The organism is Actinomycetospora aurantiaca (assembly GCF_037401875.1).
Lineage (GTDB): Bacteria > Actinomycetota > Actinomycetes > Mycobacteriales > Pseudonocardiaceae > Actinomycetospora > Actinomycetospora aurantiaca.
The window spans coordinates 444,640-465,151 of sequence record NZ_JBBEGN010000002.1; the positions used below are offsets into that span (position 1 = coordinate 444,640).

General features: G+C 74.5%; 20 protein-coding genes. 7 read left to right on the forward strand and 13 right to left on the reverse strand.

What is annotated here, in order from left to right; translation table 11 throughout:
- Window positions 1-10 precede the first annotated feature (10 nt).
- Window positions 11-352 (reverse strand): hypothetical protein, encoded by a 342-nt coding sequence (locus WCD74_RS06730; protein ID WP_337694056.1) that lies wholly within the window; start codon window positions 350-352, stop codon window positions 11-13.
- Window positions 353-688: 336 nt separating this feature from the next.
- Between WCD74_RS06730 and WCD74_RS06735 the strand changes: the two genes are divergently transcribed.
- Both WCD74_RS06735 and phoH2 read left to right on the forward strand, forming a co-directional pair.
- Window positions 689-1,978, forward strand: coding sequence for a DUF885 domain-containing protein (locus WCD74_RS06735; protein ID WP_337694057.1), 1,290 nt, complete (start codon window positions 689-691; stop codon window positions 1,976-1,978).
- Between the two features lie 349 nt (window positions 1,979-2,327).
- Window positions 2,328-3,671, forward strand: a complete 1,344-nt coding sequence (phoH2, locus tag WCD74_RS06740) for an RNA 5'-3' helicase PhoH2 (RefSeq protein ID WP_337694058.1) — start codon at window positions 2,328-2,330, stop codon at window positions 3,669-3,671.
- Window positions 3,672-3,817: 146 nt separating this feature from the next.
- Here the strand turns inward: phoH2 and WCD74_RS06745 are convergent, their stop codons facing one another.
- Complete coding sequence (locus WCD74_RS06745) at window positions 3,818-5,257, reverse strand: GuaB1 family IMP dehydrogenase-related protein (protein ID WP_337694059.1); 1,440 nt, start codon at window positions 5,255-5,257, stop codon at window positions 3,818-3,820.
- Between the two features lie 11 nt (window positions 5,258-5,268).
- Entirely contained in the window at window positions 5,269-6,435 is a 1,167-nt protein-coding gene (locus WCD74_RS06750; protein ID WP_337694060.1) for a glycosyltransferase, read from the reverse strand.
- Between the two features lie 111 nt (window positions 6,436-6,546).
- Here WCD74_RS06750 and WCD74_RS06755 point away from each other — a divergent pair, with 111 nt between their 5' ends.
- Together WCD74_RS06755 and WCD74_RS06760 are read left to right on the forward strand one after the other, a co-directional pair.
- Entirely contained in the window at window positions 6,547-6,762 is a 216-nt protein-coding gene (locus WCD74_RS06755) for a helix-turn-helix transcriptional regulator (RefSeq protein ID WP_337694061.1), read from the forward strand.
- A 13-nt stretch (window positions 6,763-6,775) separates the two neighbouring features.
- The gene (locus WCD74_RS06760; RefSeq protein ID WP_337694062.1) at window positions 6,776-7,309 is read left to right on the forward strand and encodes a Clp protease N-terminal domain-containing protein; all 534 of its coding nucleotides are present in this window, start codon (window positions 6,776-6,778) and stop codon (window positions 7,307-7,309) included.
- 2 nt (window positions 7,310-7,311) lie between these two features.
- On the opposite strand, the gene WCD74_RS06765 is transcribed toward WCD74_RS06760, so the two are convergent.
- Genes WCD74_RS06765 through glpX form a run of 3 tightly spaced genes read right to left on the reverse strand, consistent with a single transcriptional unit; the run spans window position 7,312 to window position 11,313 of the window.
- The gene (locus WCD74_RS06765) at window positions 7,312-8,811 is read right to left on the reverse strand and encodes an ATP-dependent DNA ligase (protein WP_337694063.1); all 1,500 of its coding nucleotides are present in this window, start codon (window positions 8,809-8,811) and stop codon (window positions 7,312-7,314) included.
- 31 nt (window positions 8,812-8,842) lie between these two features.
- Complete coding sequence (locus WCD74_RS06770; RefSeq protein WP_337694064.1) at window positions 8,843-10,252, reverse strand: class II fumarate hydratase; 1,410 nt, start codon at window positions 10,250-10,252, stop codon at window positions 8,843-8,845.
- A 20-nt stretch (window positions 10,253-10,272) separates the two neighbouring features.
- Window positions 10,273-11,313, reverse strand: a complete 1,041-nt coding sequence (gene glpX, locus WCD74_RS06775; protein ID WP_337694065.1) for a class II fructose-bisphosphatase — start codon at window positions 11,311-11,313, stop codon at window positions 10,273-10,275.
- Window positions 11,314-11,412: 99 nt separating this feature from the next.
- Between glpX and WCD74_RS06780 the strand changes: the two genes are divergently transcribed.
- The gene (locus WCD74_RS06780) at window positions 11,413-11,961 is read left to right on the forward strand and encodes a DUF4245 domain-containing protein (RefSeq protein ID WP_337694066.1); all 549 of its coding nucleotides are present in this window, start codon (window positions 11,413-11,415) and stop codon (window positions 11,959-11,961) included.
- Window positions 11,962-12,021: 60 nt separating this feature from the next.
- Here WCD74_RS06780 and WCD74_RS06785 read toward each other — a convergent pair whose 3' ends face one another.
- The 4 genes from WCD74_RS06785 to WCD74_RS06800 are packed head-to-tail and all read right to left on the reverse strand — an operon-like array spanning window position 12,022 to window position 14,984.
- Window positions 12,022-12,942, reverse strand: coding sequence for a hypothetical protein (locus WCD74_RS06785; protein ID WP_337694067.1), 921 nt, complete (start codon window positions 12,940-12,942; stop codon window positions 12,022-12,024).
- A 6-nt stretch (window positions 12,943-12,948) separates the two neighbouring features.
- Entirely contained in the window at window positions 12,949-13,173 is a 225-nt protein-coding gene (locus tag WCD74_RS06790) for an exodeoxyribonuclease VII small subunit (protein WP_337694068.1), read from the reverse strand.
- A 60-nt stretch (window positions 13,174-13,233) separates the two neighbouring features.
- Window positions 13,234-14,460 carry an exodeoxyribonuclease VII large subunit gene (xseA, locus tag WCD74_RS06795; protein WP_337694069.1) on the reverse strand — a complete coding sequence of 409 codons (1,227 nt, stop codon included), beginning with the start codon at window positions 14,458-14,460 and terminating at the stop codon, window positions 13,234-13,236.
- Window positions 14,457-14,984, reverse strand: coding sequence for a lipid droplet-associated protein (locus WCD74_RS06800; RefSeq protein ID WP_337694070.1), 528 nt, complete (start codon window positions 14,982-14,984; stop codon window positions 14,457-14,459). Before WCD74_RS06800 ends, xseA begins: the two co-directional genes overlap by 4 nt.
- 118 nt (window positions 14,985-15,102) lie before the next feature.
- Between WCD74_RS06800 and WCD74_RS06805 the strand changes: the two genes are divergently transcribed.
- On the forward strand, window positions 15,103-16,092 hold the full coding sequence (locus WCD74_RS06805) for a 4-hydroxy-3-methylbut-2-enyl diphosphate reductase (RefSeq protein ID WP_337694071.1): 990 nt from the start codon (window positions 15,103-15,105) through the stop codon (window positions 16,090-16,092).
- A gap of 77 nt (window positions 16,093-16,169) precedes the next feature.
- Here the strand turns inward: WCD74_RS06805 and WCD74_RS06810 are convergent, their stop codons facing one another.
- The 3 genes from WCD74_RS06810 to WCD74_RS06820 form a co-directional block, all read right to left on the reverse strand.
- Window positions 16,170-17,207, reverse strand: coding sequence for a DUF6542 domain-containing protein (locus WCD74_RS06810; RefSeq protein WP_337694267.1), 1,038 nt, complete (start codon window positions 17,205-17,207; stop codon window positions 16,170-16,172).
- A gap of 122 nt (window positions 17,208-17,329) precedes the next feature.
- Complete coding sequence (locus WCD74_RS06815; RefSeq protein WP_337694072.1) at window positions 17,330-18,637, reverse strand: DNA recombination protein RmuC; 1,308 nt, start codon at window positions 18,635-18,637, stop codon at window positions 17,330-17,332.
- A gap of 48 nt (window positions 18,638-18,685) precedes the next feature.
- Window positions 18,686-19,192 carry a methylated-DNA--[protein]-cysteine S-methyltransferase gene (locus WCD74_RS06820; RefSeq protein ID WP_337694073.1) on the reverse strand — a complete coding sequence of 169 codons (507 nt, stop codon included), beginning with the start codon at window positions 19,190-19,192 and terminating at the stop codon, window positions 18,686-18,688.
- A gap of 96 nt (window positions 19,193-19,288) precedes the next feature.
- On the opposite strand from WCD74_RS06820, the gene ychF reads away from it, so the two are divergent.
- Window positions 19,289-20,362: a redox-regulated ATPase YchF gene (gene ychF / locus WCD74_RS06825; RefSeq protein ID WP_337694074.1), complete on the forward strand. Its 1,074-nt coding sequence runs from the start codon at window positions 19,289-19,291 to the stop codon at window positions 20,360-20,362.
- The last annotated feature ends 150 nt before the right edge of the window (window positions 20,363-20,512 follow it).

The window sequence follows — 20,512 nt, forward strand, 5'->3', positions numbered from 1 at the left end:
CGTGGGTGAATCAGGCGGTGACGCCGCCGAGGATGTCGACGACGGCGCTGATCGGCGCCTGGACGTTGGTGTTCCCGAGGTTCACCAGGCCGGTCTGGTCACCGAAGAAGCCCTGCTCGTTGCTGGCCGACGGGCTGAAGTCGTCGTCGCTGAAGCGGACGTCGTTGTCGTTGAAGCGGATGTCGCGGTCGCGGTCGTTGTCACGGTCGCCGTGGTGGTGGTCGTGGCCGCGGTCCCAGCTGTGGCCGTGCCCGGTGGAGGCCTGCGCCTCGCCGGCGAAAGCAGTCCCGGAGAGCGCCGCCACACCCGCCGCGGCACCGAGGACGACCATTCCCGCCTTCTTGACCAGCATTCGTTCTCCTCGTGAGTGTGTGGTCCCCGATTCGGTATCGGGGAACCGCGTTCGTGTTTTCCGATCTCACGGACGGTGTGACCGGATGACAAGAACTCTAACGGGGCGACCCCGCCGAGGGATTCGCCGGTTACCCGATCGAGTGGCGCCTACTTCGTTCCGCGACTTGAGTGCTTTGCATGGGTGAGATGCGGTCCGATCGGCATCGCGAAAAGGTCCCGCTAGGTCCATTCAGTTCTCGCTGCGTGATCCACCTCGACACACGTCCGTCGTATTCAGCGACGCGGCGTCCGGTCCGAGGCCGATCGGGGCCACGAGGGGTAACGTCGCTCGGCGGTGGACGGATCGGACCCGGGCGAGACCCTCGAGGGGGTCGCGGAGGCCTACGTGCGGCTCGGGCTGCGCCTCGGACGCGTGGTGCCCGGGCTCGTCGACGCCCACCTCGGTGACCCGCGGACGGCACGCGCCGTGGCCGCGGGACCACCCCCCGATCCGGAGGGCCTGCGCCGGGAGGCGGTCGCGCTGCGCCACCGGCTCGTCGGGGTCCCGGGGCGGCGTGCCGAGTTCCTCGACGCCCAGCTGGCCGCCTGCGCCGTGATCGCGGACCGGGCGCTCGGGCGCGGGCCGGGGTTCGTCGCCGAGGTCCGGGAGTGTCTCGGGGTGGAGGTCGGCCCGGGCGGGACGGACCGGTACGCGGCCGCCCACGACGCACTCGCCGGGCTCCTGGGCGTCCCACGCCGCCGGCTGCCCGCGGCGCTGGCGGCGTTCCGGGCCCGGGACGTGGTGCCGCGGTCGGTCCTGCGCGACGCGACCGGCAGCCTGCTGCGCGGGCTGCGCGCGGCGACCGTGGCCGCCGTCGGGCTCCCGCCCGGGGAGAGTCTCGACCTCGAGATCGTCGACGGGGCGCCGTGGGCGGGATTCAGCCACCGGGTGGCGCCGGGCCGCTCGGTGATGCAGGTCGCCGCCGACGCCGGCCACCGGTGGAGCCACCTGCCCCCGCTCGCGGCCCACGAGGCCTACCCGGGTCACCACACCGAGGCGGTGCGCACGGAGGGGACGTCGCTGCCCGAGCGCACGCTGCTGCTGGCCCGGACGCCCCAGAGCCTCGTGGCCGAGGGCGCGGCGGAGGTCGGCCTCGACGCCGTGGTCGGCAGCGGCTGGGGGCCGTGGGCGGCCCGGTGTCTCGAGGAGGCCGGCGTGCCGGGTCCGGACCCGGCGCACGCCGCCCTGGGCGAGGCGGTCGAGGTCGCGAGCGGCCCGCTCGACGCCGTCCGCCAGGACGCGGCCCTGCTGCTGCACGCCTCCCCGGGGGTCGACCGCGAGCGGAGCGCCCGGGAGCACCTCCGCCGGTGGTTGCTCGTGGACGACGCGCGGGCGGACCGGATGCTCGGGTTCCTGGGCCATCCGCGCTGGCGCATCCACACCACGACCTACGTCGAGGGGACCCGCCTCGTGCGTCCGTGGCTGGACGCCCGCCCGGCCGGGACGGCCGCCGGCACGCGCTTCGCACGGCTGCTCGACGAGTCGTGGACCCCGGCGGCGCTGCGCCGGGAGACCAGGGTGCCGGATCGCGGCGAGCGGTACCCCCGCCACGCCGACGACACACCGATGTCACCCACGGTGTGATGTCAGCCCCGAAATTGTCACGCTCGGCGCGCGACAACGACCGGTCGTCGGCTGTAGCGTCCGCCTCGACGGTGCCGTAGCGGATGCGGCCCGTCCGGGGAGGCCGGAGAACGTGACGGGTCGGTTCGGGACGCGGTGCCGCGGCACCGCCGGGGCATGGGCCCCGGCGGTCGTGGTCCCCGGCCCGGGCGATCCGGCGGGAGGGCCGGCACCCGGTCCTCGCGCACGGCGCCGGAGAGGCAGGTCCCCCGGCGGGGGGCCGCCCCGACGGCGCCGCATCACGACGTAGGTCTTCTCGTCCAGCGAGGACTCCGGTCGTGGGTGTCGCGACCGGCACGAGGGAGTAGCCGTGAGCGCAGAGCACGTCGCACAGCCCCCGTCGGTCACCCCGATCACCAGCCGGATCACATACGTCCTGGACACGTCCGTCCTGCTCAGCGACCCGTGGGCCCCCACCCGCTTCGCCGAGCACGAGGTGGTCGTCCCGCTGGTGGTCATCACCGAGCTCGAGGGCAAGCGCCACCACCCGGAGCTCGGTTGGTTCGCCCGGGAGGCCCTGCGCCTCCTCGACGACCTCCGCATCACCCACGGCCGTCTGGACCAGCCGATCGCCATCACCCCCGAGGGCGGTTCGCTGCGGATCGAGCTCAACCACACCGACCCCTCGGTCCTGCCGGCGGGCTTCCGCACCGGTGAGAACGACTCCCGGATCCTCGCGTGCGCCGCGAACCTCGCGGCCGAGGGCGCGCGGGTCACGCTCGTCACCAAGGACATGCCGCTGCGGGTCAAGGCCGCCGCGGTCGGCCTGCCCGCGGACGAGTACCACGCCCAGGACGTGGTCACCTCCGGCTGGACCGGGATGGCCGAGGTGGCCGCCGACCCGCAGGAGATCACCGACCTGTTCGCCGACGGCCTCACCGACGTCGAGGCGGCCCGCGACCTGCCGTGCCACACCGGCCTGCGCATGCTCGGCGGCGGCTCGTCCGCCCTCGGGCGGGTGACCCCGGACAAGCAGGTGCGCCTCGTCCGCGGCGACCGCGACGTCTTCGGGCTGCACGGCCGCTCCGCCGAGCAGCGGATCGCGATCGACCTGCTGAGCGACCCGGACGTCGGGATCGTCTCGCTCGGCGGCCGCGCCGGGACCGGCAAGTCCGCCGTGGCCCTGTGCGCCGGCCTCGAGGCGGTCCTCGAGCGCCAGCAGCACCGCAAGATCGTCGTGTTCCGCCCGGTGTACGCGGTGGGCGGGCAGGATCTCGGCTACCTGCCCGGCGGCGAGAACGAGAAGATGGCGCCCTGGGCGCAGGCGGTGTTCGACACGCTCGGGGCGCTCGTCTCGACCAACGTCGTCGAGGAGGTCATCGAGCGCGGCATGCTCGAGGTCCTGCCGCTGACCCACATCCGCGGGCGCTCCCTGCACGACGCCTTCGTGATCGTCGACGAGGCCCAGTCCCTGGAGCGCAACGTCCTGCTCACGGTGCTCTCCCGGCTGGGCACCAACTCCCGGGTCGTGCTCACCCACGACGTCGCCCAGCGCGACAACCTGCGGGTCGGCCGCCACGACGGGATCGCCGCGGTGATCGAGAAGCTCAAGGGCCACCCGCTGTTCGCCCACGTCACGCTGACCCGCTCCGAGCGCTCGCCGATCGCGGCACTGGTCACCGAGATGCTCGAGGGCGAGGCCGGCGGCGCCTAGTCCCGTTATCGAGCGAAGGGCCCCTCCGGTCGAGTAGATCGAGCGGAGGGGCCCTTCGGTCAGCGGGGCGCCGGATGGCGGTGGGCGCCCATGGCCCGTCTATCCGACCGATGGTGCCCTTCGCTCATGCGGAGGGGTCGGTCGGCTCACCACCCGGTCGGCAGCGGGCGACCCTCCGCGAACCCGGAGGCCGACTGGATGCCGAGGACGGCCCGGGCGTGGAACTCCTCGAGCGTGGTGGCCCCGGTGTAGGTGCACGCCGAGCGGACGCCGGCGCAGATCGAGTCCAGCAGGTCCTCGACGCCGGGGCGGGCCGGGTCCAGGCGCATCCGCGACGACGAGATGCCCTCCTCGAACAGGCCCTTCCGCGCGCGGTCGAACGCCGAGTCGGTGCGGGTGCGGGCGGTCACGGCGCGCTTGGACGCCATGCCGAACGATTCCTTGTAGGGCGCGCCGTGCTCGTCGCGCAGCAGGTCGCCCGGCGACTCGTAGGTGCCGGCGAACCACGAGCCGACCATCACCGCCGACGCGCCCGCTGCGAGGGCCAGCGCCACGTCGCGCGGGTGGCGCACCCCGCCGTCGGCCCAGATGTGCTTGCCCCGGTCCCGGGCGGCCGCGGCGCACTCGGCGACCGCGGAGAACTGCGGCCGGCCGACGCCGGTCGCCATGCGCGTCGTGCACATCGCGCCCGGGCCGACCCCGACCTTGACGATGTCGGCGCCTGCCTCGATGAGGTCGATCGTCCCCTGCGCGGTGACGACGTTGCCCGCGACGACCACCGCGTCCGGCGCGGCCTCGCGCACGGTCCGCAGGGCGGCGATCGTCTTCTCCTGGTGGCCGTGGGCGGTGTCGACGACGAGCACGTCCACCCCGGCCGCGACGAGCTCCTTGGTGCGGGTCGCGACGTCGCCGTTCACGCCGAGCGCGGCGGCGACGCGCAGCCGGCCGTCGGCGTCCAGCGCGGGCGCGTAGACCTCGGCGCGCAGCGCGCCGGTGCGGGTGAGGACCCCGGCGAGCCGCCCGTCGCCGTCCACCCCGAGCGCGAGGTCGACGGCGCCCGGTGCGGACAGCGCGTCGAACACGGCCCGCGGCTCGGTGCCCACGGAGACCGTCACGGCCGGGACCAGCACGTCGGCGAGCCGGGTGAACCGGTCCACGCCCGTGCAGTCGGCCTCGCGGACCACCCCGAGCGGGCGCCCGCCCTCGTCGGCCACGACCACCGCGCCGTGCGCCCGCTTGCTGACCAGGTTCAGCGCGTCGGCCACCGCCTCACCCGGGTGCAGGACGACGGGGGTGTCCCAGACGGCGTGCCGGGACTTCACCCCGGCGACGATGTCGGCCACGGCGTCGGCGTCGACGTCCTGCGGGATGACGGCCATGCCGCCCCGGCGCGCCAGCGTCTCGGCCATCCGGCGCCCGGAGACCGCCGTCATGTTCGCCGCGACCACCGGGATCGTCGCGCCCGACCCGTCCGCGACCGCGAGGTCGACGTCGAAGCGGGAGGCGACGTCGGAGCGCTCGGGGACGAGGAAGACGTCGTCGTAGGTCAGGTCGTGAGCCGGAACGTGGCCGTCGAGGAACCGCACGTGCGCACAGGTTACCCGTCCCGTGACCACCGGCGGTCCACGACGGCGGGCCAGTCCGCGTCGATCGCCGGCAGCGCCAGCATCGCCCGCTGCGCCGCCCGTGCGCGGCCGCGCACCACGGCGTCGGCGAGGACCGCCGTGAGGCCCTCCGCCAGCGAGTCGCCGTCGACCTGCCGGCCCAGCCCCAGCGACTCGATCCGCCCGGCGCTCGCGAACTGGTCGCCGAACTGCGGGAACGCGACCATCGGCACGCCGTGCCGGACCGCCTCGCGCACCGTGTTGTAGCCGCCGTGCGTCACGAGCGCATCGGTGACCTGCAGCAGCAGCGGCTGCGGCACCCACCGCTCGAGGTGCACGTGCGGGGCGGGCTCGACGTCGCACTCCAGGCCGCCGGTCGCGACGACGATCTCCGCATCCACCGCGTTCGCGGCCGTGACCAGCGCGCGCAGCCCGGCCGCGGGGTCCGCGGGCGGCCCGCCCGGCGGCGTCCGGCCGGAGTTCTGCATCATCGGCAGCGCCGTCCCCAGCGACGCGAGGACGAGGGGGCGGCCGTCGGGGAGCGCCGCCACCCACTCCGGCAGCCGGCCGCCGCGGTCCACCTCGTCGTCCTGGCGGAAGGCGAACGGCTCCGGCAGCCAGTCCGGGGCGAAGGAGAACGACGGCGGCATGCAGTCCAGCCGGCCGTACGGCGTGAGCGAGTCCGACGTCGGGCGGGGCAGCCCGAGCGCGGTCCGCCGCTCGTCGAGCAGCGGGCCCAGGTGCGCCGGATCGAGGACGTGGGCCGCTCCGGACGGGGCCGGCAGGTGCGGCACGCCTAGCTCCTCGGCGTACAGCAGGCCCGCGAACTCCCCGCCGTCGCGCAGCACGAGGTCCACCGGGCCGCACGCCGACCGCAGCGCCCGCACCTCGTCGACGAGGTGCTCGCCGCCGAACACCCGGGCCACGACGGCGGCCGGATCCGGGTCCGGCCCCAGCGCCTCGATCTGGGGGACGAAGCGTGCCGCGGCCTCGCTCATCGGCGTCAGGACCGGCTCGACCCGCGCCGGGGCGTCGTCGAACACCGACGCCAGGTCCGGCGGGCAGGCGACGACGACCTCGTGGTCGGTGCCCTCCAGCGCCCGGACGAACGGCAGGGCGGCCCGGGCGTGGGAGGGGGAGCCCGTGACGGTCGTGAGCATGCGCACGAAGATGGGGTGCCCCGTTGTCACGATCGCTCCCGCCGCACGTGACCGGGACCTCGTCGTCAACTCTGGTTGACACCAACGGTGTCGTCAACCTAGGTTGACACGGTGAGCGATGCGACGGCGGTGGCCGCGGCGGCGTCCAGTACGGACCCGGCCGTGGGCCTGGCGGCGGTGGCGGCCCTGCGCGGGCTGCAGGAGTCCCTGGAGGAACTGCAGGTGCGGTCGGCCCGCGACCAGGGGTGGTCCTGGCAGCAGATCGCCGACGCGTTGCGGATCAGTCGGCAGGCGGTGCACAAGAAGTACCGCCGCATCCTCGGGTAGACGGGAGACGGACGTGTTCGAGAGGTTCACCGAGGCGGCCCGGCGGGTCGTGGTCCTCGCGCAGGAGGAGGCCCGGCAGCGGCGGGCCGACCGGGTCGCCCCGGAGCATCTCCTCCTCGGCCTCCTGCGGTGCCCGGGGACGCCGGGCGCGGAGCTGCTGCGCGCCGCGGGGGTCGGGACCGAGGAGGTCGAACGCGGGCTCGCGTCGCCCGGTCCGCACGACGCCGCGGCGCTGGCCGCCCTCGGCATCGACCTGGACGCGGTGCGCCGGGCGGCCGAGCGGGCCTTCGGGCCGGGCGCGCTGGACCGTCCCCGTGGACAGTGGCGGGCCGGGCACATCCGGTTCGATCCGCAGGCGAAGAAGACGCTCGAGCTCGCCCTGCGCGAGGCGATCCGGCTCTCCGACCGCCACATCGGCTCCGAACACGTGCTGCTCGCTCTGCTGCACCCCGGGCACACCGCGGCGCGGCTCCTCGCGGACCACGGTGTGACGCTCGCGGCGACGCGCCTGGTCGTCGAGCAGCGTCCCGACCGCTGGGCGGGCTGACGTCAGCGCCGCAGGGCCCGCAGCGCCTCGAGGGTGTCGGTCTCGGACACCGGCTTGTCGTCGCGGTAGCGGACCACCCGGGCGAAGCGCAGGGCCACGCCCCCGGGGTAGCGCGTCGAGGTCTGCACCCCGTCGAGCTCGATCTCGACGACGATCTCCGGGCGCAGGTACACGGTGTAGGCGTCCCGGGAGGTCTCGTACCGCGGGAACGTCTCGGTCTGCCAGCGCAGGGTCTCGTCGGTCATGCCCTTGAAGGTCTTGCCGACCATGACGAACCCGCCGTCGGTGCGCGCGCCGAGGTGGATGTTGGACAACCAGCCCCGCCGTCGTCCGGAGCCCCACTCGCAGCCCAGGACGACGAGGTCGAAGGTGTGCGCGGGCTTGATCTTCTGCCACGACCTCCCGCGGCGGCCCGCGCTGTAGGTCGAGTCGAGCGCCTTGACCATCGAGCCCTCCTGGCCCGCGGCCAGCGCCTCGTCGATCGCCTCCGCCGCGCGCTCGGGCGTGGGCCGCACGACCGACGGGATCACCCGGTCGCCCACCACCTCCGCCAGTTCCCGACGGCGGGTCTCCAGCGGCTCGTCGACCAGGTCGCGGCCGTCGCGGTGCAGGATGTCGAAGTACCAGGGCTGCATGGCGCCGCTGCCCAGCCCCTTCATCGACTCCTGGAACGCCCGTGGCCGGCCGTCCTCGGCGACGGCGAGGGTCTCGCCGTCGAGCACGACGGTGTCGACCGGCAGGTCGCGGGTTAGCGCGACGATCTCCGGGACGGCCTCGGTGATCTCGTGGAGGGTGCGCGACCACACCCGCACCTCGTCGGCCTGCTTGTGCACCTGGATGCGGGCGCCGTCGAGCTTGTGCTCGACGACGATCTCGGTGCCCAGGTCGGCGAGCGTGTCGTCGAGCGAGTCGCCGGGCGAGGCGAGCATCGGGCGGACGGGTCGCATGACCTCGAGCCCGACCGCTGACAGCGCCGCCACCGGGTCGTCGCTGTTCAGCGCCGTCCGGGCGGTCTCCGGCAGCTGCCCGGAGAGCATGAACGCGCGCCGGACGACGTCGGCGGGGACCTCCGCCGCGGCGGCGACGGCCTCCACCATCAGGCCCTCGAGCGCGCCCTGCCGCAGTTCGCCCCCGAGCAGCCGGACCAGGAACCGGGCCTCGTCGGCGGTGGCGGCGCCGAGCAGGGCGGTGAGCTCCGCGGACCGTCGGGCGCCCACCCCGGTGCCCGACCCGGCCAGCTCCGCGAGCCGCTCCAGGGACGCCTCGACGTCGACGACGCCCAGCGACGGCTCCGCGGCCGGCTCGACCTCGACCCCGGACAGCGTGCGCCAGCCGATCCCGGTGCGGCCCTGGAGCATGAACCCGGCCAGCCACGCCGTCACCGGCGCGACCTCCTCGGGGTCCGCGTCGGTCAGGACCGCGGCGAGCGCCGCGGTCTTGGCCTTGCGGGACCGGGTCGCCCCGACCTCGCCCGAGGTCCCGACGACCCGGGAGAAGAGCATGACCGGTCCCTCCCCCGTCGCTCCGCTCGCCCTAGCTGTCCACCCGCGTCATGGCCAGCACGTCCAGCGCGGTGTCCAGCTGCTCCTGGGTGAGCTTGCCGTCGGCGACGTAGCCGTCGTCCTCGATGACCTCGCGGATCGTCTTCCGCTCCTTCATCGCCTTCTTCGCGATCTTCGCGGCCTCCTCGTAGCCGATGAGGCGGTTGAGCGGCGTGACGATCGCCGACGACGACTCGGCGTACCGGCGGCAGGCCTCCTCGTCGGCCTCGGTGCCCTCGAGGACGCGGTCGGCGAGCAGGCGGGCGGCGTTGGCGAGCAGCCGCGCCGACTCCAGGATGTTGCGGGCCATCACCGGCATCATGACGTTGAGCTCGAGGTTGCCCTGGGTGCCGGAGAAGGCGACGGTCGCGTCGTTGCCGATGACCTGGGCGCAGACCATCATCGTGGCCTCGCAGATCACCGGGTTGACCTTGCCGGGCATGATCGAGCTGCCCGGCTGCAGGTCCGGGATGCGGATCTCGGCGAGGCCCGCCGCGGGGCCGGACGACATCCAGCGGACGTCGTTCGCGATCTTGTAGAGGCTGACGGCGACGGTGCGCAGCGCGCCGGAGATCTCGACGAGGCCGTCGCGGGCGCCCTGGGCCTCGATGTGGTCGCGGGCCTCGGTGAGCTCCGGGATGCCGGTGGCCTGGCGCAGCTCCTCGACGACCTTGCCGCCGAAGCCCTCCGGGGTGTTGATCCCGGTGCCGACCGCGGTGCCGCCGATCGGCAGCTCGCCGAGCCGGGGGAGGGCGGAGCGCAGCCGCTCGGTGCCGTGGCTGCACTGGGTCGCCCAGCCGCCGGCCTCCTGGCCGAGAGTGATCGGCACGGCGTCCATGAGGTGCGTGCGGCCGGACTTGACCACGTGCTTCCAGTCCTGGGCCTTGCGGTTCAGCACCGCGGCGAGGTGGTCGATCCCGGGGATCGTGTCCCGGACGACGGCCTCGGTGGCCGCGAGGTGGATCGTCGTCGGGAAGACGTCGTTGCTGGACTGCGAGGCGTTGACGTGGTCGTTCGGGTGGACCTTCTGCCCGCTGGAGCGCGAGGCCAGCGTCGCGATGACCTCGTTGGCGTTCATGTTCGAGCTCGTGCCCGAGCCGGTCTGGAACACGTCGATCGGGAACTCGCCGTCGTGCGCCCCGGAGGCGACCTCGTCGGCCGCCGCGGCGACGGCGTCGGCGATGCCCGCGTCGAGCACGCCCAGCGACTTGTTGACCCGGGCGCACGCGCCCTTGACCAGTCCCAGCGCGCGGATCTGGGCGGGCTCGATCGGCCGGCCGGAGATCGGGAAGTTCTCCACCGCGCGCTGGGTCTGGGCCGCGTAGAGCGCCTCAGCGGGGACCTGGACCTCACCCATCGTGTCGTGCTCGGTCCGGTACTCCTGGGCGCCGTTGCTGCTCATGGTCGTCATTGTGCAGGCACCTACACCCAGGGCGACTCCTGCCCGCCCTCGTCCTCCCCGCCGAGGTCGAACGACGAGTACTCGCGCAGCTTGGACAGCCGGTGGTAGCCGTCGATGAGGCGCACCGTGCCGGACTTCGAGCGCATCACCAGCGACTGCGTGGTGGCCCCGCCGGCGCGGTAGTGCACGCCGCGCAGCAGGTCGCCGTCGGTGACGCCGGTCGCGCAGAAGAAGATGTTCTCGCCGCGGACGAGGTCGCTCGTGTGCAGGACCTGCTCCAGGTCGTGTCCCGCGGCCCGCGCCTTCTCGCGCTCCTCGTCGTCCTTCGGCCAGAGCCGGCCCTGGAACGACCCGCCGAGGCAGGTGATCGCGGACGCGGCGATGATGCCCTCCGGCGTGCCGCCGATCCCGAGCAGGATGTCCACGCCGCTCTCGTGGCGGGCCGCGGCGATCGCCCCGGCGACGTCGCCGTCGGAGATGAAGCGGATCCGGGCCCCGGCGTCGCGGATCTCCTGGACGAGCTGCTCGTGGCGGGGGCGGTCGAGGACGCAGACCGTGACGTCGGGGATGCCGCCGCCCTTGCGCTTCGCGATCGCGCGGAGGTTCTCCTTCACCGATTTCGTGATGTCGACGACGTCGGCGTACTCGGGCCCGACCGCGAGCTTCTCCATGTAGAAGACGGCCGACGGGTCGAACATCGCGCCCCGCTCGGCGACGGCGAGCACGGCGAGGGCGTTCGGCATGCCCTTGGCCATCAGCGTGGTGCCGTCCACCGGGTCGACCGCGACGTCGCACTCCGGGCCGTCCCCGTTCCCGACCTCCTCGCCGTTGAACAGCATGGGCGCCTCGTCCTTCTCGCCCTCGCCGATCACCACGACGCCCCGCATCGACACCGTGCCGATGAGCTTGCGCATCGCGTCCACGGCCGCGCCGTCGCCGCCGTTCTTGTCGCCGCGCCCGACGAACCGCCCGGCCGCCATCGCCGCCGCCTCGGTCACCCGGACGAGTTCGAGGGCCAGGTTGCGGTCCGGGGCCTCGGGACGGCGGGTGGGTGAACTCACCGGGCGCGCTCCTTCTTCCTACGGGGTCGGGGGCCGTCATCCTCCCAGATCAGGGCATGGTCCGGCGGGGCGTCGGGCGCCACTGGAACGATGGAGCGCATGAGTTCCCCGCGGTCCGACCGCATCGGAGGCATCGGTCCGTTCGCCGTCGGGACGATCGTGCTCGCGCTGGTCGTCCTCGCCCTCACCGGTCTGACCCGGGCCTGCTCGGTGTCGCCCCCGGGCGCGGTCGACCGCGCCTCGGTGCCCCGGGTCGACGTCGCCGAGGCCACCCGGGCGGCGTCCGGGTCGCTGCCGTTCCGTGTGCGCGGCCCGGCGATGCCCGCGGACTGGATCGCGCAGTCGACCGACACCCGCGACGTGCCGGGCGGGCGGGCGTTCCGGCTGGGCTGGCTCACGCCCGACGACGCGTTCGTCCGCCTCGTCCAGTCGAACGGCTCCGCCGAGGGCCTCGTCGCCTCGGAGGGGGGCGAGCCGCAGGCCGGGCCGCCGGTGAGCGCGGGCGACCTGACGTGGGCGACGTACCGCGGGCAGCGCGGCGAGCCGATCTGGGTGACCGACGTGGGCGGGGTGCGCTGGCTGGTGACCGGCAACGCCACGCCCGCCCGCTTCGTGCAGCTGATCACGGCGGCGAGGCAGGCGCCGTAGGTCCCGCGTCAGCTCTGGTCCGTCGCTGTCACCTGACGTGCGAACGGGGCCACTCACACCTCACCGCGGGGGCGGGCCCCAGCCGGGTTCGTCGCGGACGGCGTACTCACGTTCGGGCTGGTCGGCCAGCCACGCGTCGGTCGTCGCCGGTGCCGATCGCGGCAGGCCTTCCCGACGACGGGGCGGGACGGCCCCGGCTTCCGGCTCACCCGGTTCGGGGGCCGCCTCGGTGGGTGTCTCCTCCCGCCGTCGGGACGGGGCCGCGGCGGCGTCCGCGTGGGCGGCCGCCGCCACCCCCTCCCGGGCCAGGGAGTGCACGCTCTCCCGCATCGCGCGGGTCGACGCCGCACGCAGCTCCGCCGAGAACACCGGCAGCGGGGCGAAGCGGCCGAAGGTGTCGCGCAGGAAGTGCGCCAGCAGGGTCGCCGTGGACCGGGAGCGCCACATCGTCCAGCCCACGTAGAGGTCGCGGCCGTAGGGCTGCACGAGCAGCATCGCCCGCTCCGCGCGCTGCCGGAACAGCAGCACGGGCACCCCGGCGACCGTGCTCGGCGCCACCTCGGCCGGTGTCCGGCGGGCGCGGGCGGCGCGGGTGACCCAGTCGTAGGCGCCCCGGGCCGCGCCGGCGCGGTTCTCGAGCAGCCGGGAGTACTCGGCGATCGGCTCCTTGGCGGGCGCGAAGAACGCGGCGAGCCCCGCGAGGTAGAGCACGACGACCACGGCCAGCAGGACGTTCATCAGCAGCCGCCCGGTGATCGACGGGCTGGAGGTCGAGGCCAGGTAGTCCAGCAGCAGCCAGATCAGCAGCAGCACCGTCGGGGTGACCAGGAAGGCCAGCGCCCGCATGAGGTGCGGGGAGAGCATCCGCCAGGTGACGACGTCCTCGACGAGCACGTCCGGGTCGCGGTGGCGCCGGGTCTCGTCGTGGTAGCCGTCGTGGGCGTCCGCGATGGCGCGCTCCCAGTCCTCCTCCGGCCCCATGGGAGGTCAGTGTGCCGGACCGGGGGTGTCCTCCGACTCCGCCTCCCGGAGCACCGCGTCCACCTTCGCGCGCGCCCCCGCGAGGTGACGTTCGCACACCCGGGCCAGCGCCTCGCCCCGCTCCCACAGCGCCAGGGAGTCCTCCAGCGACAGGCCGCCGGCCTCGAGCTTCGCGACGACCTGGGCGAGCTCGTCGCGGGCCTGCTCGTAGCCGGGTTCGTCGTCGGCCATGGTCCCCTCCGCGAGCGTGTGCGATTCCTGACGTCCAGTGTCAGCGATGGTCCATCGCCATCACTCGGCGGCCTCCACCCGGGCGGTGACGGCGCCGTCGGCGAGCCGCACGCGCAGGAGGTCCCCGGGCTGCGCGTCCGCCGCGGCACGCAGGACCGGCGAGCCCACCTCGCCGCCCCGCTGCACGATCGCGTAGCCGCGGGTCAGGGTCGCGGCCGGGCCCAGGGCGGTCAGCGAGGCGCGGCGGTGGCGGATGTCGGCCTCCCGCTCGCGCAGGCCCCGATCGACGGTGCGTCGGGCCCGCTCGGTGAGCGCGGCGACCTCGCCCGCGCGGACGTCGATCGTGCGCAGCGGGTCGGCCAGCACCGGGCGGGCGCGCAGCCGGGCGATCAGGGCGTCCTCCCGCTCCACCCACGCGTGCAGGGCCCGCCGGGCGCGGGTGCGCAGCGCCGAGAGGTGGGCGGTCTCCTCGGCGAGGTCGGGGACGATGCGCTTGGCCGCGTCGGTGGGGGTCGCGGCGCGGACGTCCGCGACGTGGTCGACCAGCGGGGTGTCGGGTTCGTGGCCGATCGCGGTGACGACCGGGGTGCGGCAGCGGGCGATCCCGCGGCAGAGGGCCTCGTCGGAGAACGGCAGGAGGTCCTCGACGCTGCCGCCGCCGCGGGCGATGACGATGACGTCGACGGCGGGATCACGGTCGAGCGCGTCGAGGGCGTCGAGGATCTGCGGCACGGCCTGGACGCCCTGGGTCGCGGTGTTCTCCACCCGGAAGTGCACCGCGGGCCACCGGGTCGTCGCGACCGTGACGACGTCGTGCTCGGCGGCGCTGGCCCGGCCGGTGATCAGCCCGACGCAGCCCGGCAGCCGGGGGATCCGGCGCTTGCGGGCGGTGTCGAACAGTCCCTCGGCGGCGAGCAGCGCCCGGAGCCGCTCGATGCGGGCGAGCAGCTCCCCGACCCCGACGGCGCGCACCTCGTCGACGCGCAGCGAGAGCGTGCCCCGGCCGAAGAAGAAGGAGAACTTGCCGTGGACGACGACCCGCTGCCCCTCGGTGAGCGCCTTCTCCCGGACGAGCGGGGTGGGCGCTGTCAGCGAGAGCGAGACGTCGGCGGCCGGGTCGCGCAGCGTCAGGAACGCCGTCCCGGTGCGGGCCGTGAGCTGCGTGAGCTGCCCCTCGACCCACACCGGGCCGAGCCGGTCGATCCACTTCGAGACCTTCAGCGCGACCGTGCGCACCGGCCACGGCGACTCGGGGCTGGTGGCCGGCTCGGGAACCGCTGCGCTCACTGCTCCGCGGTGAGGGTGGCGATCCGGTTGGTCAGCATCGTCACGAACGGCGGCCGGTCGGCGTGGGCGGACTCCCACGCGAGCAGCTCGGTGAGGTCGTCGACCGACAGGGTGCGCAGCCGGGCGCGGAGCTGGGCGATCGTCATCGTCTCGTAGCCGGGCAGGGCGTCCGGGGTGGTGCCCGGGGTGCTCGGCGTGCTCGGGGCCTTCCCGACGGCGGCGATCGCGGGCCGGGAGTGGCCGTTGGTCGCGGCGCGGTCGACCGAGGCCGGCGTGGTGGACACGTCGTCGTCGAACCGGGCCCACGAGGGCGCGTCCTCGACCGGGCGGGCGCCCTCGAGCGCGGTGTCGCCCTTGATGGCCAGCTCGGTGACGACCTGCTGGGCACGCATCGACAGCTGGAGCACGGTGCTGACCGCGGTGATCGGCAGACCCACGATCGTCCGCGGGAGGGCCTGGACCTCCTCGACCGCGGTGACGACCAGTCCGGCGGCGACCCGCACCGGGAACGGGAGGGAACTCATGGCCCCAGCCTGCCAGGATCGTGCGGTCGTGTGCGAATCGCCACGGCCCCGTCGCACCGGCGCTGGTCACATCGCCGTCGGCCGCGCCCGACCTGGTCCGATCCGTACCCTCGGAGACATGTCCGTCACCTCGGGACCCGAGACCCTCGCCGCCACCGGCAAGGTGCTGCTGGCCAAGCCCCGCGGCTACTGCGCCGGGGTCGACCGCGCGGTGATCGCCGTCGAGAAGGCCCTCGAGACCTACGGCCCTCCGGTGTACGTGCGCAAGGAGATCGTCCACAACCGCCACGTCGTCACCACCCTGGCGGCCCGCGGGGCGGTGTTCGTCGAGGACACCGAGCAGGTGCCCGAGGGCGCGACGGTCGTGTTCTCCGCGCACGGCGTCTCGCCCGCGGTGCACGCCGAGGCGGCGCAGCGCGAGCTGAAGACGATCGACGCGACCTGCCCGCTGGTGACCAAGGTGCACCAGGAGGCGAAGCGCTTCGCCCGCGAGGACTACGACATCCTGCTGATCGGCCACGAGGGCCACGAGGAGGTCGAGGGCACCTCCGGGGAGGCCCCGCAGCACATCCAGGTCGTGGACGGCCCCGAGTCGGTCGCCGCGGTCGAGGTGCGCGACCCGGAGAAGGTGATCTGGCTCTCGCAGACCACCCTGTCGGTCGACGAGACGATGCAGACGGTCGCCGCCCTGCGCGAGCGGTTCCCGGCGCTGGCCGACCCGCCGTCGGACGACATCTGCTACGCGACCCAGAACCGGCAGGTCGCGGTCAAGGCGATGGCCCCGCAGTGCGATCTCGTGATCGTCGTGGGGTCGACCAACTCCTCGAACTCGGTGCGCCTGGTCGAGGTGGCGCTGCAGGCCGGGGCGAAGGACTCGCACCTGGTCGACCACGCCGGCGAGATCGACGAGGCGTGGCTCGCCGGAGTGGGCACGGTCGGCGTCACCAGCGGTGCGTCGGTGCCCGAGATCCTCGTCGGCGAGGTGCTGCACTGGCTGGCCGAGCGGGGCTTCGGCGAGGTCGAGGAGATCACCACCGCCAACGAGAAGCTGACGTTCTCGCTGCCGCGCGAGCTCAAGCGCGACATGCGGCCGGACGCGGTGCGCTGACGGAGCCGACTCCCTCGCCGAGTGCGACAGGACGCAGGTCCGGGAGCTCGATGAGCTGCGCGGTGCAGCACTCGGGCTCAGCGGGGCGGGCGCTCCGGGGGGCGCTCCCGGACCGGGTGGACGCCCGGCGGGCGGGGGCCGCCCCGACGCTCCTCGCGCAGCCGTTCCTCCCGCATCCGCTCCTCGCGGGCCGGGGGTTGCTCCTCGCGGCCGGCGCCCTTGAGCGGTGACCGGCGGGCCGCGGGCGCCGCAGAGGGTTCGGCACCGCCGCGGGCCAGCCGGTCGCGGTCGTCCTCGCGGTCCCGTTCCGGCCGGGCCTTCTCGGGGCGCTCCTTCGGCCGCTTGGTCTCCTGGCGCTCGCGACGGGCGCGCTCGCGCTCGGCGAGGTCGCGCTCGCGGCGCTCCCGGTCGGCGCGGTCACGCTCGGCCAGGTCCCGGTCGCGCTCCGCACGAGCCCGCTCCTGGGCCCGGCGACGGTCGCGCTCGGCCAGCTCGCGGCGGTCGGCCGCGTCCCGCCGGTCGGCGGCCTCGCGGCGCTCGGCGGCCTCCCGGCGGTCGGCCGCCTGCCGGCGGCGGCGGTCGCGGAACGACTCCTTCACCGTCCGCTCGTCCCGGTCCGCCGCTCCGCCCGCCGGCCCCGAGCGCACCGGGTCCCGACGCACGTCGGACTCGGGCGGACTCCAGCGCTGCACCTTGATCCGCAGGAACCCGATGACCACGCAGACCACCGTCGTGATCGCCATGGCCGGGAAGCCGTTGATCAGCGGCGCCCCGACGGCGAGCGCGGTGGAGACCGTGCCGCCCGAGCTCGGCAGCGACCCGGTCGCCGCGATGGCCACCGGGACCGACACCGCGAGCAGGAGCGGCGGCTGGACCATCGGCAGGAAGATGTCCCGCCGTTGCACGAGTACGGCCGCGAGGACGCACCCGGCGGGGTAGGCGGCGAGGAAGACGACCGCCAGGCTGCCGGTGCGGACCACGTCCGCGGCGACGCCGCCGGCCGTGAGGACCAGGGCGAGCACCAGGACCGCCCACCACCGCAGGCCCCGCACCCCCGGGAACGCCGAGGCCTCTCCCACCTCGCCGGGCCCGGACGTCGCCGCGCCGTCCCGCATGGTGGTCACCCGATCACGGTAGCGTCCGCGCCGCCGCCTCCCCGCGCCCGGCGCGACCGCGGGACCCGACCGCATCGGTGGAACATCGGGCGTGGACGACCGACCCGCCCGCCCGTCGCAGGTCAGCCCGTCAACCGACGCACCTCGCCCTCGACGCCTACGGCGTCCCCTCGCCCGTCGGCATCCGACGCCTCACCGGGCTCGCCCCCGAACTCCGGGGCGCCGGGCACCCGGGCGCGGCGGTCGACCTGCTCCACCTCGTCGATCGAGCCCCGGGTGACCGCGAGGTCGGAGAAGCGCCGGGCGGTCACCAGCACGCGCGACTCCAGCGAGCCCACCGTCTCGTTGTAGGCGCGCACCCCGGCGTCGAGGGAGCGCCCGAGCTTGCCGAGGTGCCCCCCGAGCGTGGCGAGCCGGGCGTGCAGCTCCCGGCCGAGCGCGTGGATCTCAGCGGCGTCGCGGGCGAGCGACTCCTGCCGCCACGCGTAGCCGACGGTGCGCAGCAGGGCGATCAGCGTGGTCGGCGTGGCCACCACCACGTCGGCGCCGAACGCGTGCTCGAGCAGCCCCGGGTCGGCCTCCAGCGCCGCCGACAGGAACACCTCGCCCGGCACGAACATCACCACGAACTCCGGCGTCGGGTCGAAGCTGCGCCAGTAGGCCTTGGCCGACAGGGCGTCGACGTGTGCCCGCAGCTGGCGGGCGTGCGCGGCCGTGCGCTCGCGCCGCGCCGCGTCGTCGGGGGCCTCCAGCGCCTCCAGGTACGCCGCGCAGGGGACCTTCGCGTCGACCACCACCTGCTTGCCCCCGGCGAGCCGCACCACCAGGTCGGGGCGCTGCGCCGCGCCCTGGTCGCCCGCGGTGGACTGCCGCGTGAAGTCGCAGTGCTCGACCATCCCGGCCAGGTGCACGACCCGCTCCAGCTGCATCTCGCCCCACCGCCCGCGCACGTGCGGCGTGCGCAACGCGGACGCGAGGGCCCGCGCCTCCCCCGCGACGCCCCGGGCGGAGTCGGCCACCGCGCCCATCTGCTCGCGCAGCCCCGCGAAGGCCGCCTCGCGCGCGCCCTCCGCGCTGCGCATCTGTCCCTCGAGCCGCGACAGGGTGGCGGACACCGGGTCGAGCAGCGAGGACACCGCCCGCTCCCGCTCGCGCATCCGCGCGTCGGCCAGCTGCGTGAACCGCTCCGAGTTCGCGGCGAGCGCGTCGGCGGACAGCGCCGCGAAGGACTCGCGCGCGGCCGAGCCCGCCCGCCGCTCCGCCTCGAGCTCCGCGCGGGCCGCGGACGCCGCCGCTCCCGAGCGCCGGGTTGCCTCCGCGATGGCGGCCTCCTGCCGCACGGCTGCGAACCGGGTGGCCACCAGGGCCCCGGCGAGCGCCCCGAGCAGCAGGCCCAGGAGCAGGCCCACCAGGACGCCGGTGATCGTCATGCCGCGCACGGTGGCACAGGGGTCCGACAGTCACGATCACTCCGCAGGTCAGGGCCAGTTGGCCTCCATCTCCAGCAGCTTCGCCTTGACCTCGATGCCCCACCGGTAGCCGCCGAGCGACCCGTCGCCCTTGCGGACCCGGTGGTCGGGCACGAACAGCCCGATCGCGTTCTGCTGGCACGCCTGCGCGGCCCCGCGCGGCGCCAGCGGTCGGCCGGCCAGTGTCGCCATCTCGGTGTAGGAGACCGGCGATCCCGCCGGGATCTCCCGCATCCGCGCCCACACCTCCTGCAGGAACACCCCGCCGTGCTGTCGGACGGGGACGGTCGCGGCCGGCTCCGGGTCGCCGTCGAGCCACGCCCGCACGGCCGCCGTCACCGGCCCGAGCTCGTCGCGCTCGACGATCTCGGCGGGCGCGAGGGTGGCGTGGACGAGGGGGAGGAGCCGCACGTCCGGCTCGGGCGTCCAGCCCGCGGCGAGGACGACGCCGTCGGCGTCCACGACCGCGGTGAACGGGCCGAACGGGGTGTCGAGGGTGGAACGAGATCCGATCACGGGAGTCTCCGCATCCGTCGTCGGGAAGGTGCCGTCAACCCCTCCGACGCACGCCCGCCCGCTCCGGATCCGACGAAATCCCTAGACTGGACCCCCGTGAGCTTGACCCTCGGCATCGTCGGCCTCCCCAACGTGGGCAAGTCGACGATGTTCAACGCCCTGACCCGCAACGACGTCCTCGCCGCGAACTACCCGTTCGCGACGATCGAGCCGAACGTCGGCGTCGTCCCGCTGCGCGACCCGCGCCTCGACCGGCTCGCCGCGATGTTCTCCTCGGAGAAGGTCGTGCCCGCCACGGTCAGCTTCGTGGACATCGCCGGCATCGTCGCGGGGGCCTCCGAGGGGGCGGGGCTGGGCAACAAGTTCCTCGCGAACATCCGCGAGGCGGACGCGATCTGTCAGGTCGTGCGGGTGTTCACCGACGACGACGTGGTGCACGTCGACGGCCGGGTCGACGCCGCCGCCGACATCGAGACGATCGCGACGGAGCTGGTCCTGGCCGACCTGCAGACCGTCGAGAAGGCCCTCCCGCGCCTGGAGAAGGAGGGGCGGACCAAGAAGGAGAACCGGCCCGCGCTGGAGGAGGCGCAGGCCGCGGCGGCGGTGCTCAACGAGGGCCGCACGCTCTTCTCGGCCGGGATGAACTCGCCGCTGCTGCGCGAGCTGAACCTGCTCACGGTGAAGCCGTTCCTCTACGTCTTCAACGCCGACGAGGGCGTGCTCACCGACGACGCGCGGCGCAAGGAGCTGGCCGAGCTCGTCGCGCCGGCCGAGGCGGTGTTCCTCGACGCGAAGGTCGAGCAGGAACTCCTCGAGCTCGACGACGAGTCGGCCCTGGAGCTGCTCGAGTCCATCGGCCAGCCCGAGCCGGGCCTCGACGCGCTGGCCCGTGCCGGCTTCCGCACGCTGGGTCTGCAGACCTACCTGACGGCGGGTCCGAAGGAGTCGCGCGCCTGGACGATCCCGATCGGCGCCACCGCGCCCGAGGCAGCCGGCGTCATCCACACCGACTTCCAGCGCGGCTTCATCAAGGCCGAGATCGTCTCCTACGACGACCTCGTCGCCGCCGGCTCCATGAACGCCGCCAAGACCGCGGGCAAGGTGCGCATGGAGGGCAAGGAGTACGTGATGCAGGACGGCGACGTGGTGGAGTTCCGCTTCAACGTCTAGCAGCAGAGCGTTCCAGCAGCTCACGGCGACGACGCTCTCGACGGCTCCACGGCTCGGCCCGAGGCGGCCACGCCGGCTCGCTTGGGAGAACCGACGTGGCCTGGGCCGACGTTCTACCCATGGGTGTCGGGCCGACCTGCGTCGTACGTA

What these genes read in the sequence shown, in the direction of transcription:
- WCD74_RS06780 (WP_337694066.1), top strand. Translation starts at nt 11,413, where the DNA reads ATGAGTTCCCCGCGGTCCGACCGCATCGGAGGCATCGGTCCGTTCGCC.
- WCD74_RS06770 (WP_337694064.1), bottom strand. Translation starts at nt 10,252, where the DNA reads ATGAGCAGCAACGGCGCCCAGGAGTACCGGACCGAGCACGACACGATG.
- WCD74_RS06810 (WP_337694267.1), bottom strand. Translation starts at nt 17,207, where the DNA reads ATGCGGGACGGCGCGGCGACGTCCGGGCCCGGCGAGGTGGGAGAGGCC.
- WCD74_RS06790 (WP_337694068.1), bottom strand. Translation starts at nt 13,173, where the DNA reads ATGGCCGACGACGAACCCGGCTACGAGCAGGCCCGCGACGAGCTCGCC.
- WCD74_RS06730 (WP_337694056.1), bottom strand. Translation starts at nt 352, where the DNA reads ATGCTGGTCAAGAAGGCGGGAATGGTCGTCCTCGGTGCCGCGGCGGGT.
- WCD74_RS06750 (WP_337694060.1), bottom strand. Translation starts at nt 6,435, where the DNA reads ATGCTCACGACCGTCACGGGCTCCCCCTCCCACGCCCGGGCCGCCCTG.
- WCD74_RS06785 (WP_337694067.1), bottom strand. Translation starts at nt 12,942, where the DNA reads ATGGGGCCGGAGGAGGACTGGGAGCGCGCCATCGCGGACGCCCACGAC.
- WCD74_RS06800 (WP_337694070.1), bottom strand. Translation starts at nt 14,984, where the DNA reads ATGAGTTCCCTCCCGTTCCCGGTGCGGGTCGCCGCCGGACTGGTCGTC.
- WCD74_RS06805 (WP_337694071.1), top strand. Translation starts at nt 15,103, where the DNA reads ATGTCCGTCACCTCGGGACCCGAGACCCTCGCCGCCACCGGCAAGGTG.
- WCD74_RS06765 (WP_337694063.1), bottom strand. Translation starts at nt 8,811, where the DNA reads ATGCTCTTCTCCCGGGTCGTCGGGACCTCGGGCGAGGTCGGGGCGACC.
- WCD74_RS06815 (WP_337694072.1), bottom strand. Translation starts at nt 18,637, where the DNA reads ATGACGATCACCGGCGTCCTGGTGGGCCTGCTCCTGGGCCTGCTGCTC.